10 protein-coding genes are annotated in these 13,889 nt (G+C 43.3%); all 10 read left to right on the top strand.

Annotation, left to right across the window (positions count from 1 at the left end; all coding sequences use genetic code 11):
- Nucleotide 1 precedes the first annotated feature (1 nt).
- The 10 genes from AC3RV5_RS10250 (at nucleotide 2) to AC3RV5_RS10295 (ending at nucleotide 13,885) form a co-directional block, all read left to right on the top strand.
- Nucleotides 2-2,230, top strand: a complete 2,229-nt coding sequence (locus AC3RV5_RS10250; protein WP_489731823.1) for an eCIS core domain-containing protein — start codon at nucleotides 2-4, stop codon at nucleotides 2,228-2,230.
- Between the two features lie 14 nt (nucleotides 2,231-2,244).
- Nucleotides 2,245-2,523 (top strand): hypothetical protein, encoded by a 279-nt coding sequence (locus AC3RV5_RS10255; protein ID WP_489731824.1) that lies wholly within the window; start codon nucleotides 2,245-2,247, stop codon nucleotides 2,521-2,523.
- Nucleotides 2,524-2,562: 39 nt separating this feature from the next.
- Nucleotides 2,563-3,219: a hypothetical protein gene (locus AC3RV5_RS10260; protein ID WP_489731825.1), complete on the top strand. Its 657-nt coding sequence runs from the start codon at nucleotides 2,563-2,565 to the stop codon at nucleotides 3,217-3,219.
- The gene (locus AC3RV5_RS10265; RefSeq protein WP_489731826.1) at nucleotides 3,219-3,581 is read left to right on the top strand and encodes a hypothetical protein; all 363 of its coding nucleotides are present in this window, start codon (nucleotides 3,219-3,221) and stop codon (nucleotides 3,579-3,581) included. The genes AC3RV5_RS10260 and AC3RV5_RS10265 overlap by 1 nt, the downstream gene beginning before the upstream one ends.
- A complete protein-coding gene (locus AC3RV5_RS10270; RefSeq protein WP_489731827.1) occupies nucleotides 3,574-4,698 on the top strand; it encodes a hypothetical protein in 1,125 nt (374 codons plus the stop codon). The genes AC3RV5_RS10265 and AC3RV5_RS10270 overlap by 8 nt, the downstream gene beginning before the upstream one ends.
- Entirely contained in the window at nucleotides 4,695-5,219 is a 525-nt protein-coding gene (locus AC3RV5_RS10275) for a phage baseplate assembly protein V (protein ID WP_489731828.1), read from the top strand. The genes AC3RV5_RS10270 and AC3RV5_RS10275 overlap by 4 nt, the downstream gene beginning before the upstream one ends.
- Nucleotides 5,220-5,566: 347 nt before the next feature.
- Nucleotides 5,567-5,929 (top strand): GPW/gp25 family protein, encoded by a 363-nt coding sequence (locus tag AC3RV5_RS10280; protein WP_489731829.1) that lies wholly within the window; start codon nucleotides 5,567-5,569, stop codon nucleotides 5,927-5,929.
- On the top strand, nucleotides 5,926-8,565 hold the full coding sequence (locus AC3RV5_RS10285) for a putative baseplate assembly protein (protein ID WP_489731830.1): 2,640 nt from the start codon (nucleotides 5,926-5,928) through the stop codon (nucleotides 8,563-8,565). The genes AC3RV5_RS10280 and AC3RV5_RS10285 overlap by 4 nt, the downstream gene beginning before the upstream one ends.
- Complete coding sequence (locus AC3RV5_RS10290) at nucleotides 8,562-11,603, top strand: putative baseplate assembly protein (protein WP_489731831.1); 3,042 nt, start codon at nucleotides 8,562-8,564, stop codon at nucleotides 11,601-11,603. Before AC3RV5_RS10285 ends, AC3RV5_RS10290 begins: the two co-directional genes overlap by 4 nt.
- Before the next feature lie 50 nt (nucleotides 11,604-11,653).
- Nucleotides 11,654-13,885, top strand: a complete 2,232-nt coding sequence (locus AC3RV5_RS10295) for a hypothetical protein (RefSeq protein WP_489731832.1) — start codon at nucleotides 11,654-11,656, stop codon at nucleotides 13,883-13,885.
- Nucleotides 13,886-13,889 lie beyond the last annotated feature (4 nt).

The raw sequence follows: 13,889 nt of genomic DNA on the forward strand, positions 1-13,889 counted from the left end.
CTTGCAGCGTAAATGTGCATGCGGGCAGCAAAAGCAGGGCAGTGAGCAGTGCAGTAGCTGTCAGAAAGATGAGCTAGTTCTGCAGCGTAAGGAAAAATCGAGTAAAACACCGGGATCAGTCGCTTCACCTTCTCTTGGCAGGACCAGTGGACAACCTCTTGGCGCTTCGTTGGCACAACACTTTCGTCCCAGCCTAGGGTCGTTGATTGATCGGGTTCGAATTCATAACGACAGTTCCAGTGGTGGGTTTGCCCATCGCCAGAATGCGGTCGCGGTGGCCTCTGGCACCGATATCTATTTTGCGCGGGGTACGTACCAAGCGGGTACGACGGCTGGTAGAAATTTGATTGCCCATGAATTAGCTCATGTGCATCAGCAGCATCGTAGTAACGGTCCTCCTGCAGGGTACCGTTCAACACCAGGAGACACCTACGAGAAAGAGGCAGATCGTTTTGCTGAAACCGGCCGTATGCCATCAGATGCATCCAGTGTGAAGATAAAAGCAAAACCAGTTTTTCAACAAAGAACTGCAGCTGAGCAGATAGCAACAACCTTACGTCAAGCGGGGGATGGGCTCGGTACCGATGAAGAAGCTATCTTCAACGCACTAACAGGCCGAACGGCGGCTGAAATAACGGATATTAAAGCGGCCTATCTGGCGCTTTCCGGTGGTGAGTCTCTGGAAGCGATGTTGCGCGACGAGCTCTCCAGAGATGACCTTTCGAATGCCTTATCGCTACTCCAAGGAGAAACGGCCGCGACGGAAACCGCACGACGTTTATGGAACGCGATGCGTGGGTTGGGAACGGATGAAGAGGCTATATACGCAGCAGTGGCGGGACGCACTGCGGCTCAATGGGCTGATATCCAGACCGTATACCAAACGATGTCGGGTAATGGACTTCTGGTTGATCTTCGTGATGACCTTAATGATAGTGAATGGCGTTATCTTCAAACGTTATTGCCGGGCGCAACGGGTGGAGCCGTGACTGACGAAGACCGAGCGACCGTGATCGCTAATCAATTAGAAGCGGCGATGGCTGGGCTTGGCACGGATGAAGAAGCAATTTATACGGCGTTGACTGGTCGGAGTAACGTTGAGCTACGCGCCATAGAAGCGCGGTTCAGGTTGTTAACTGGGTCTACGTTAGATGTGATGTTGCGTGATGAACTGTCCGACTCAGAGTATAACCGAGTACGATTATTACTGAATCATGATGAGCCGCTCCGTGTTGCAATGAGGTTGCGAGACGCGGTTGAAGGTATGGGTACAGATGAGCTAGAAATACAAGCCATCTTGACTGGCAGAACACCAGCGGATTTAATCCTCATCCACACAGCATATCAAACTGAGTATGGAGAATCATTAAGTGATCGACTAAATGATGAGTTCAGTGGTACGGAACAAACAACTACGAACACCTTGAGGCAACAAGGCGTGTTACCGCTTGAAGATGAAATTAAGCTCGCAATTGAGGGGGCTGGCACTGACGAAGAACGATTGTTCGCTGTACTAACAGAAATTAAGAGTGATCCCAACCCCGCTGCGAGGCTACAAGCTGTTGGTAATCAATATGCGGCTAAGGGCTACGGCAATATGGTGGAGGATATTGTTGGTGATTTATCCAGCTCCAAACTTGAACAGCTTTGGGCAGACTTTGTACGTTGCCCTTCTGTAAAAACAGTCAGTGTTGATTTCGTGAGGCTTGCTGGCTCTACGGGGTCACCAGCATCTGATTTAGGTGTTGCAAATCGAATTTTTAAGCAATGCTGCGTCCAATTTTCAATTGGCAAGAGTCCAACAACTGAGTCTGAAGCGACTACCAGATCCTGGCTAGGCGGCGATACGGATTTAGCGACAGCGGCATCCTGCAGCACTAGTCCGCCCGAGGAGACTTCGATGTTCACCAATGCCACGGCCGCGCATAGCTTGTCGAGTCGCATACGAGCGTTCTATCCGGCATCAGTTTCAGGTTTTTCAGCCCATGCTTATAGCATTACCCCGTCCTGTGCTGCGAGTGGTGTTGGTTTTGCCAATCATACAGTGATATATCCGACGGCATTTCCTGAAACCCTTGCTCATGAGTTTGGACATATTCTGCTAAATAGTGGCTTGCATACTGGAATTGTTCAGCCCTCAGATGAGCGAAACATAATGTTCTCTCCGCGTCAAAGTTCCCGAAAAAATTTAGATAACGTTCAGTGCCAAACGATATATGCCAACGCATAACGACTGGAAAAATTATGAGGACTTCTAACAAAACCCACACTTACAGCATCGGCGAGATGCTTGAGTTGGAAAAAAGCACTGACGAAATAGTGATTACAGCTTTGCCAGCTATTTTAGTTGATATATCCATTGTTGGCACTGAGCAATCTTCGTCAGCGTCAACAAAGATTAAAGTTAGTAATACAGAATTGGAAGGCTTGATGTACAGGAGCCGCACTTCAGCCCCAATGCAGTATGCAAATGCTGATCAAGGCAAGTTAAATCGCTGGGCAATCAAGCTTGGTCTGGCGTAGCAATTTAATGATGTAGTCGATGCTTTAAGGATAACAATTATGACAACGTTTCCAGGTTCACCAAAACTTATTAAAAGTGGTTTAGTGCTTTTAAATCCAAGTACGAACGCGGTGTTACGAGTCATAGCCTTGCAATATAACCCGGATACATTAACGCGTACTTTGCAAGTTCAAGGTGCGGGTGGTGATGGTGGTGATCGTTCTGAAGCCTTGCGCCTCAAAGGTCCACCCGTTGAAACCATAAAATTGGATGCTGTAATAGATGCGGCCGACCAACTGGAGTTTCCAGAACAGCATCAAAATGTTGTACAAAGTGGTTTGCTAACACATTTGGCAGTATTGGAAACTACCATTTATCCCACTAGCCAATCACTTAACGCTAATAACGTTTTAGCCAGTTTGGGAACGATAGAAATTGCACCGATGGAATCCCCATTGATGTTATTTATTTGGAGTAAAAATCGCATCTTACCTGTGCGTTTAACGGAGTTTAGTATTACTGAGGAAGCCTTCGATCCATCACTTAATCCGATACGAGCAAAAGTAAGCTTAGGCATGCGTGTGCTCAGTGTCGATGACCTTGGCTTTGATCACAAAGGCGGTAGTTTATTTATGAGTTACTTACAGAACAAAGAACAGTTATCGAGCAAACATTTTTCTAGTTCGTTAAATATATTTGGTATAGAGGGAATCTGATGAACGATCCGTTAGCAGCATTGATACAAGCAGGCGCCCTAAATAGAGCTTTATTTCCACCGACAAGTCGCTATCACGGCATTGAAACCAAGATACTTGAAAAAAAGGATGGTCAAAAGGTGATTTTTATCAAACGCCGATTTATTCCGCATCCCGAACGCTTCAGTTTATTGCAAGAACATGTGGTTACCGAAAATGAGCGCTTAGATAATATAACCGCCCATTACCTAGGTAATCCAGAACAATTTTGGCAACTATGTGATGCGAATCGTGCAATGTTGCCAGATGAACTGACCGAAGACATTGGCCGTCGCTTACGCATCACATTGCCCGACGGAATTCCAGGGGTAGACAATGCTTAAGGGTGTTCATCTCACTTTATTGATTGGGCCGGCCGTCCCTGTGCCAGCACCAGCAATGGTGGTTGATTCATTAAGTGGGGTGCAAGTAAGTCACGATAAAGATCGCAGCGGTTTTCAATTAACCTTTAATGTCAGTAAAAACTCCCTGTTATTAAACGTAATGTTGCCAGCTGGGTACTTTGACCCAATGATTACACGCGTCATTATTATCGCTACCTTAAATGGTTTTCCGCATGTACTAATGGATGGAATTGTTACTCGACAAGCTATGGCGCCAAGCAGTGACGTTGGGCAATCGACATTAACGATTACGGGCGAGGATTTGAGTATTGCAATGGATGTGATCGAGAATATATTGCCTTACCCTGCCATGCCAATTGTTGCAAAAATTTATACAATTCTAGCGCCGTATGCAGCGTTAGGGGTTGTGCCATTAGTAATTCCTCCCTTTATCGATATACCCGATGGGCTAACTGAGCGTTGGGAAACGCAAACAGTGACTGATCGGGTTTTTATAAAACGATTAGCGCAACTGGTTGGTTATGTATTTTTTGTAATGCCCGGTCCCTCACCTGGACAAAGCATCGCGTATTTTGGCCCGGATATTAATGTGCCTGTGCCACAACCAGCTTTGACCATGAATATGGATGCTCATACAAACGTAGAGTCACTAAGTTTCGCATTAGATGGTTTAGCTAAAAACATAACGATCATGAGTATTCTTGACCCAATAAGTAAAAAGGTGGTGGTGCCAATCCCACTACCCAATATAAATGTGTTTAAGCCGCCTTTAGGTGCAAGACCAACTGCACCAGCAAAAGTTACCTTTGATAAAACAGGAGCCAAATTGGGTCCCGCCAAAGCTGCTCAGAAAATTCTTGGACACTTAATGAACAACTCCTCTGCAGTTAGTGCTACTGGGTCTATAGATGTCATGCGATATGGTCATATTCTCAAATCAAGATTATTAGTTGGGGTTCGTGGAGCTGGACTGGCTTACGATGGCATGTACTACGTAGATAGTGTTAGCCACGACATTAAGCCGGGTGAGTACAAGCAAAACTTCACCTTATCGCGTGATGGATTAATTTCTAACACACCGCTGGTTTTACCATGAGTGATAACGACAATTTATTCGGTAAATATCGGGCAACAGTGATTAATAATGTTGATCCTGAATTACGTGGAAGGCTCATATTAAGTATTCCTGACGCCCTGGGATTGGTGCCTTCAACGTGGGCGGAGCCATGCACGCCGTTATCTGGACCTACTGGGCCTGCGATGGGTGTATACATGGTTCCACCTATAGGTGCAGGTGTTTGGGTGGAGTTCGAACAAGGCAATGTGGATTATCCAATTTGGGTTGGTGGCCGTTGGGGAAGTTCTGCGGATGTGCCTCCATTGGCACATGCTGGGCTACCCATTTCTCCAAATATAGTGATGCAGACAGCAGGCCAAAACGCTTTTGTTATTAGTGATTTGCCAGGGCCAACGGGTGGGCTGATGCTAAAGAGCGCCACAGGTGCATCAATCATTGTAAATGACACGGGTATTTATATACAAAACGGCAAAGGAGCCAGTCTGGTCATGACCGGACCAACTATAACGGTTAACAATGGCGCGCTAGTGATAACTTGAGGAATTAATTATGCCTGGATTTTTAGTACATGTTGGTGCACAAGTTCTTTGTTCTCATGCAGGACAGGCAACGCCAACTGCACCTAATCCACGGGTCACTGTGAGTGGACAAGCAACAACCTTAATAACGGCTCCTTATGTCGTTGCTGGTTGTACATTGCCGCCACCTAACGCTGCGAATGGGCCATGTTTAACGGCACAGTGGATAAGTGGTACTACGCGCGTTTTATCTAATGGCCAACCCTTAGTGGTTCAAAGTAGTCAGGCAATTTGTACTCCGACAGGCACTCCTTTATCAATTATTGCTACACAAACGCGCGTGACCGCTCTTTAGGGATATGAAAATTATGAATATAGATTTCCCATTTCATTTTTCCAGTCGCGGACAAACTGGACTGACTGATAACAATGATCATATTCGAGACATGATCGAACAATTTTTGTTTACCAATGCTGGCGAGCGAGTAAATCGCCCAGACTTTGGGAGTGGTTTAATGCAATTAGTTTTTGCGCCGAACCGTCCTGAATTAGCTGCAACTTTACAATTTACTGTGCAGGCAGGATTGCAACAGTGGCTAGGGGATTTAATTGAAGTACAAGAACTTGATGTAACTAGTGAAGATGCAATTTTGCGTGTCAATCTAGTTTACAAAGTGCGCCGGACAGAAGCGATAGCCTCGACTAGCTTTACACGGAGCGTAGCATCATGAGTACCTTAATTTGTAATAAGAATCGTCGCCGGGAAAAGATTCGCCAGCATCAAAAATTAAATGGTTTGGATTTCCTTGAAGTGGGTTCAGTGGAAGAAGGTAGTAACCAGTCCACTTTAACCGTACATCTTTTGGGAAAATCACCTGTAGAACTTAGTGCTGAAAACATTCTTATTGAAGGCGGTCAACGTATTCGCGACATCAAGGTTAATAGCGTTGAAATGGTAACTCATGATAGTGCTGATTTTGATAACACTATGGTAGTGATCGTTGATAAGGCGGGCGACTTCTCTAACTATACTTTAAGGGTTGTTGAAAAAAATGCACAGGGCCAATTAGAGAAACACGCTCAATTTGATCCGCGCTACGATCGTATTGATTTTAGTTTTAAAGTTGACTGTCACAGTGAGCTAGATTGTAAGCAAGCAATAATCTGTCCTGAAGTAAAGCAAGATGAACCCGATATTAATTATCTTGCAAAAGATTATGCCAGCTTTAGGCAATTGATTTTAGATCGTATGGCATTAACAATGCCTGACTGGCAGGAGCGTCATGTACCTGATATTGGAATCGCATTAGTAGAAGTGTTGGCATACACAGGTGATTATTTGAGTTATTACCAGGATGCTGTTGCCACTGAAGCCTATTTGGATACGGCCAGACAACGTATTTCTATACGACGTCACGCTCGTCTGGTTGATTACAAGATGCATGAAGGTTGCAATGCACGCGCATGGATTTGCATGACTGTGAGTCAGAATATACTACTTAATCTGCCTGATGAGAAAATACAGTTTATTGCAGGTTTTGATGAAAGTATTAATGCTCTTAGCACTATATTGCGTGACGACGATCTGCGAAAACTATCTACGACTGACTATGAGGTTTTTGAATCTTTACCAAAACCCCCAATACAGCTTTACCAAGCTCATAATCGTATTCGTTTTTACACTTGGGACGATCAAGAATGTTGTTTAGCTCGCGGTTGCACTACGGCAACCTTGGTAGGTGAGTGGGTATTATCAGTAGATGATGGCAGCGTGCATTGTGACCCCGAAGTCCCCGTCGATAATAGTGACAATACTGATAAAGGCGATGAGAAAGGCAACAACGGCTCACAAGTGGTAAACACAGTACCGGCATCGTTAACCAATGCAGCCAAGTTGCATCTGAGAGTTGGTGACGTACTTATTCTGGAAGAAGTCATTGGTTCACAAACTGGCCATCCTCAAGATGCAAACCCTAAGCATAGACATGCCATTAAACTTACCCATATCGCAGCTGATATTGATCCTCTAAATGGACAAGCAATTACTCATATCACCTGGAGCGAAGAAGATGCTTTGCCATTTCCTTTGTGTTTATCCAATTTAAGTTCAGCCCCTGAATGTAAGCTACTAGAGGACGTTAGTATTGCCTGTGGCAATGTAATACTGGTTGATCATGGCCGTAGTGTAGAACAAGAATTTCCTAAAGTACCTGAAGGAAATGTAGTTGAATGCTGTAAAAAAGAAGGTTTGGCTCAAGTCAGTCACATTGTTCCAATTGATTACAATCCTAGTTTGGATTATATGCCTTTAACTTTTTGTGAGCCGTTAATAACAGACATGCCCGCAAATCAAATGCTTGTCCAAAACGAGCGTGAAGCCATTGCAAAGATAGGTTTGGTAAGTAATTCAGAATTAGAAACTAAACAGGAATGGTTTTCGCAACAAGATTTATTATCGAGCACGGCCAATGATCATCATTTTGTCGCTGAACTGGATAATGATGGCAGAGTACACTTACGCTTCGGCAACAATGAAATGGGCCGTAGACCAGAGCCAGGATCAAATTTTAAGGCAAATTATCGCATTGGTAACGGCGTATCAGGCAATGTTGGCGCCGAAGTAATATCACATATTTACTCGGCGAAGACTGCTTTTGACGGTGTTAATTTATCAGTGCGAAATCCAATGCCAGCACAAGGTGGCGTAAATGCTGAGCCGTTAATCGATGTTAAGCAATTTGCTCCACAAGCGTTCCGTGAAGAATTACAGCGCGCTATTATTGCTGGCGATTATGCAGACATAGTATTGCGTGAATTTAAAAGCAAGGTTCAAAATGCTTATGCCAAGTTACGCTGGACGGGCAGCTGGTATGAAGTTTTAGTGGCGATCGATCCTTATAGTAAAGAATACGCTGATCAAGAATTGTTAGATGAAATTAGTGCTTGTATACATCGCTATAGACGTATGGGGCACGATTTAGTGGTGAAATCAGCACAACGAGTGCCCCTGGATATAGAGCTTAATGTTTGTGTACTTCCAAATTATTTACGTGGTCACGTTAAAGCTGAATTACTTGAATTATTTAGCAATAAACGCTTGCTAGATGGCAAGCTTGGATTCTTTCATCCTGATAAATTAAGTTTTGGAGAAGATATTTATCTAAGTAAGCTTGTAGCGACGGCTCAGTGCGTCGAAGGTGTAGCAAGCGTAGAGGTTGGCAAATTCCAACGTTGGTGTGAAAACGCAAATAACGAAATTGAAAATGGACTGCTAACGCTCAGTCCGTTTGAAATTGCTCGCTTGGATAACGACCCGAATTTTGTTGAAAATGGAATGCTCACTCTAGATATACGAGGTGGCAGATGAAAACTCATTGCGCCGACTGTTGTTCACCAAAAAGTGTTATCCCTGAATCTTGCGGATGTTGCGAAGGCGTAGAAATAGTCACTCCATTACCAACTTATAACCGCTCGGGATTATCTGAGATTAAATATCGTATTGGAACGCACGCTAGTTTTTTAGAAACCATGAGAGCTCGTTTAACCGGCTATTATTTAGAAAAACCAGATACTGACGGTAATCTTCGAAAAGTATATCCCTTACAGGGATTGACTACGCGAGATAAATCGGACCCATCCATCGCTTTATTAGATGCCTGGGCAAGCGTGGGCGATGTAATGACCTTTTACCAGGAACGCATTGCAAATGAGGGCTACTTACGCACAGCAACAGAGCGTCGTTCTATACTCGAGTTATCTAGATTAGTAGGATACAAACCCAGACCAGGGGTTTCATCCAGTGTTTTCCTAGCCTATAACATTGATGATAATTTTAAAGAAGAAACAGTTTTACCTATAGGTAGCAGGGCACAGAGTATTCCTGGCCCTGATGAGTTGCCGCAGGCATTTGAAACCAGTGAAGAGTTAACTGCGAGGGCACAGTGGAATGATTTAAAACCACGTGTATCCAGGCCACAAACATTAAAAAGTATTACCACTGTAAATTATAAATCGAATGTTCACGCTCCAAGAGTTTATCTGAAAGGTGTAAGCACAAATCTTGAGGTTAACGATCCGCTCTTAATTCAGTTTGGTAGTGAACTACCTAAATTTCATCGTGTACAGGAATTGCAATTAGATTCTCTTGCAAATAGAACGCTTGTAATACTCAATGGTGGCTCTAGTGAAAGTCCATCAGGGTCTGGTAAATATAATAACTCAAGTTTATTAAATGACTTGGTCTTGCCACCCTCTGTGCAACCAAAAAATAATTTAAGATTACGAAGGACGCTTGCTGGGCAATTTAAAAGTAAGGCAGCCTCTGGTTATAAGTCAGTAGCTAGTTTTACACCAAAATTAAAACGCATATTAAAGACTGCAACTGCTAACGCGATACTTACACCGGCGAACGAAGTAAAAGTATATGCACTGAGAACAGCAGCACCACTATTTGGTCATAATGCTTCAAAAGAACCAGCCTATAGCAAGGAAACAGGGCAGCTTCTTAGGCAAGCTCAATGGCATCCCTGGGATTTAGATACTGTTGTAGAAGCTGAAAATATTCTCCATTTAGATAGACAATACTCCAAAATTCAAAATGATACGTTCATTGCTGTTGAGAGATTGAATTCTGAACCCGAGGTTTATAAAACTGCTGCGGTAGAGACTATCTCAAGAAATGCATATGGCATTGCTGGTGAGTTAACAAAAGTTACTCTAAATAATAACTGGTGGGATTTGCACACTGAAATTGACCCAGGCGATTTCTCGGATATACAAAATACCAAGATATATGCTGAACCTGAAGAGCTTGAATTAGCCGAAGAACCCATCGATAAACTTGTTTGTGGTGGTGATGAGGATCTAATTGAGCTGGATGGCTTCTATGAAGGCTTGGAGTCAGGACGTTGGGTGATTGTTTCTGGAGAGCGTGATATAGCTGGAACGTCGGGTGTGCGTTTTAGTGAACTGGCCATGCTAAGTGAAGTAACGCAAGATGTGATTAATGTAGAGGTTGAGAAGGAGGGTGCTGCGTCTGCTTCAAGTATACGTCGTGGCGAAAAGCTTCATACATTTGTGAAACTAGCCGAAAAACTGGCCTATTGTTTTAAACGCGACACAGTAACAATTTATGGCAATGTCGTTAAGGCAACACATGGTGAAAGTCGTCATGAAATTCTTGGCAGTGGACGTGGTGCACAAACATTTCAGTCCTTTGAACTAAAACAGTTCCCGCTAACCCATGTGTCTGCGAATAATCCAACAGGAATTAATAGCTCCCTAAAAGTATTAGTTAATGATATTGAGTGGCATGAAGCCATGTCGTTGGCAGAGCTTGAGGCTTGCGACAGGAAATTTATTACTAAAACCGATAATGAAGATAAGACAAAAATAATTTTTGGTAATGGTGTTAAAGGTTCACGTTTGCCAACAGGAACCGAGAATGTCAGAGCCATGTATCGCAATGGCATAGGTAAAGACGGTAATGTAAATGCTCAACAAATTTCCATGTTATCGACTAAACCTTTGGGAGTTAAAGACGTTACTAACCCTCTGCCTGCCTCCGGTGGGGCCAATAGAGAAACTCGCGATCAAGCCAGGAAAAATGCGCCGTTAGCTATTAAATCTCTGGAGAGATTGGTTTCAGTACAAGACTATCAAGATTTCTCTAGAGTTTACGCAGGAATTGGTAAGGCCCAAGCTGTTGAAATCAGTGATGGACGACAACAATTTGTGCACGTCACTATAGCTGGCGCTGAAGATATTCCTATCGATGAAAGTTCAGACTTATTAAGAAATCTACGCACAGCGTTACACGACTTTGGTGACCCACAACAAGCCATTCAGGTGGCGGTTAGAGAGTTGATGTTCATAACAATTGAGGCTGCGGTTGCTATTCTTCCTGATTACCAGTGGGAGTCAGTAGAACCCAGTTTGCGTGAAAAGCTACTTGACGCTTTTAGTTTCGAACGTCGTGAGATTGGCCATAGCGTTATGTTGAGTGAGGTAATAAAAGTTATGCAATCGGTGCGTGGTGTTGCCTACGTCGATGTTAATGCGTTTGGAGGTGTGCCTGAGAAAAGGGCTTTAGATCGACGAGATATCGAAATGCTCAGAGCCCAGAATGGTTTAAAAGATAATGAAAAATTCGTTTTACCCTACAAACGAAAAATTCTCTCGCCTGACGAAATTACTAGTACCGTCGCTGAAATTCTCTACATATCAAATTCCGACGGCGTTCTAACTTCATCCAGAAAACCGATTGCGCAGCGAATTATTGTGCAAACTGCTGCTGTGGATGTAAGTATTCCCGAAAATAGGCATATACGGCCTGCACAACTGGCTTTCTTAACACCAAAAGTTCCATCAACATTAATTTTAAATCAAATTGAGAGTCTTTCATGAAAGATCCACGAATAGATCGTCTCTATGAATTGCTACCCGTTATCTACCGCATGCGTGATGCTGAGCAAGGTGAAGCGCTTAAAGCCTTATTGCAGGTAATTTCCGAGCAAGTAAATTTAGTTGAAGATGATATACGTCAATTAAACGAAAATTGGTTTATAGAAACTTGTGAAGACTGGGTGGTCCCGTATTTGGCAGAATTGATTGGGTACGAGCCGGTGCATGAAGCCGGTGAACCGACAAGCGGCAATAATGTACAAGAGCAATTACGTAATAAAATACTAATACCTCGCCGTGAAGTAGCCAACACTATTCGTTATCGACGACGTAAAGGAAGTTTGGCATTACTTGAATTACTTGCCAATGATATTGCTGCCTGGCCTGCCAGAGCAGTTGAATTTTATCAATTGCTGGCACATACACAGCCAGTTAAACATCTTAATTTAATGCGTGGAAAAACTTTAGATATACGCGATAACAAGTGTTTAGAGTTGTTGGATGGCCCTTTTGATAAAGCGGCTCACAATGTAGATGTGCGGCGTATTAACTCAAAATATACCAAAGGCAGAGTTAACTTGCCCAGTGTTGGGGTTTTTGTATGGCGTTTGAAGGCATTTTCTGTGACTGAAACACCTGCATATTGTTTGGAGTCTTCTGGTCCTAATTGTTTTACCTTTAGTGTTTTAGGTAACGATACGCCTTTATATAACAAACCTGAACCAGAAACCGAACCCACGCATATTGCCGAAGAATTTAATTTACCAGTGCCGATTAGACGATCGCGAATCAAGGAAAGTTTGCAACACTTTTATGGAAAAAAGAAGAGTCTAACTATCTTTACAGGCCGCAAAAGAACACCGGTCTCTATAAATGACATAGTCGTTTCTGATCTAAGTAAATGGCATTATTTCCCTCCAAAAGGCAAGGTTGCTGTTGATCCTGAATTAGGGCGTATTGCCTTTCCTAAGCGTGCTTTTCCTAAATCGGGTGTTTGGGTTAATTACCATTACGGTTTTAGTGCTGATGTAGGTGGTGGTGAATATGAACGTCCAATTTTACATGTGCAAACTTATCGGGTTGGTAGAGATGAAAAGTTAACAACCATAAACGCCGCTCTCGACCAATGGAAGTCTGAAAAACCAGAACACGCAAGCATTGAAATTACCGATAGTGGTGTGTATGTCGAACAGATCAATATAGATTGTTGTTCAGATGATAATAAATCTGAAGCTGTAAAACTGAAGAGTTTGGAATTACGTTCTGCTAATCGCAAGCGGCCCGTTATCAGATTACTTGATTGGCAAACGGATAAACCCGATTCATTATCTGTGAACGGAGATTGTCTTGATTGCTTAATTTTAGATGGACTCTTAATTACCGGCCGCAGTGTGCAAGTTAATGGTGCATTGTGTGATTTAACTATTCGACATTGCACTTTAGTACCCGGTTGGGAAACCGATAGTGATTGCGAGCCTGATAGAACTGAACCAAGTTTGGAGTTATTTAGCCCCAACGTTTGTGTCAAGATCGAGCATAGTATTTTGGGCGCAATTCAGGTTGATTCTTCAGTTGAAATAAAACGGCATGATTACGCCGTTGATTACGACGAAAGTGATGATTCTACTGCTAGCTCGAATGACTCTCTTGATTGTCCAGATGAATTTATTGAAGTACGTTTGGATCCCATTCGCATATGCATTTCAGACAGCATTGTAGATGCAACTGATCCTGAAATAGAAGTAATAGGTGCGCCTGGCTGTCCAGTAGCACATGTGTGTTTAAGTGTTAAACGTTCAACAATCTTTGGACATACTCAAGTACATGCCATTGAGTTGGCAGAGAACACCATATTCGATGGTCGCATCACAGTCGCTAGACGACAAAAAGGCTGTATAAGATTTTGTTATGTAACACCAGGCTCAAGAACCCCTAGACGTTATCGTTGCCAACCAGATCTAGTCACCTCTGCCGTAGCAAAACAATTATCGCAAAACGCAATCGAGAGAAATCACCCCAGCCCAAGTTCTGCGATTATTCAGACGGCACAAACTCAGGAATCATTACGAGTTCATCCAAGGTTTAATAGCGTGCGTTACGGAAAACAGACTTATTGTCAATTGACTGATTGCTGTGCTGAAGAAATAAAATGCGGTGCAGACGATGGATCAGAAATGGGTGTGTTTCACCATTTATATCAACCGCAGAGAATGGCTAACTTAAGCGTTCGTTTAAGCGAATATTTGCCCGCCCATATGGACGTAGGCATCATAGTATCCAGTTAGGAGA

It is taken from the genome of Paraglaciecola sp. IT1134 (genome assembly GCF_058068185.1).

Bases quoted from the DNA above. Each gene is read 5' to 3' on its own strand.
- AC3RV5_RS10265 (WP_489731826.1), top strand. From the start codon at position 3,219: ATGAACGATCCGTTAGCAGCATTGATACAAGCAGGCGCCCTAAATAGA.
- AC3RV5_RS10260 (WP_489731825.1), top strand. From the start codon at position 2,563: ATGACAACGTTTCCAGGTTCACCAAAACTTATTAAAAGTGGTTTAGTG.
- AC3RV5_RS10290 (WP_489731831.1), top strand. From the start codon at position 8,562: ATGAAAACTCATTGCGCCGACTGTTGTTCACCAAAAAGTGTTATCCCT.
- AC3RV5_RS10270 (WP_489731827.1), top strand. From the start codon at position 3,574: ATGCTTAAGGGTGTTCATCTCACTTTATTGATTGGGCCGGCCGTCCCT.
- AC3RV5_RS10255 (WP_489731824.1), top strand. From the start codon at position 2,245: ATGAGGACTTCTAACAAAACCCACACTTACAGCATCGGCGAGATGCTT.
- AC3RV5_RS10295 (WP_489731832.1), top strand. From the start codon at position 11,654: ATGCGTGATGCTGAGCAAGGTGAAGCGCTTAAAGCCTTATTGCAGGTA.
- AC3RV5_RS10280 (WP_489731829.1), top strand. From the start codon at position 5,567: ATGAATATAGATTTCCCATTTCATTTTTCCAGTCGCGGACAAACTGGA.
- AC3RV5_RS10275 (WP_489731828.1), top strand. From the start codon at position 4,695: ATGAGTGATAACGACAATTTATTCGGTAAATATCGGGCAACAGTGATT.
- AC3RV5_RS10285 (WP_489731830.1), top strand. From the start codon at position 5,926: ATGAGTACCTTAATTTGTAATAAGAATCGTCGCCGGGAAAAGATTCGC.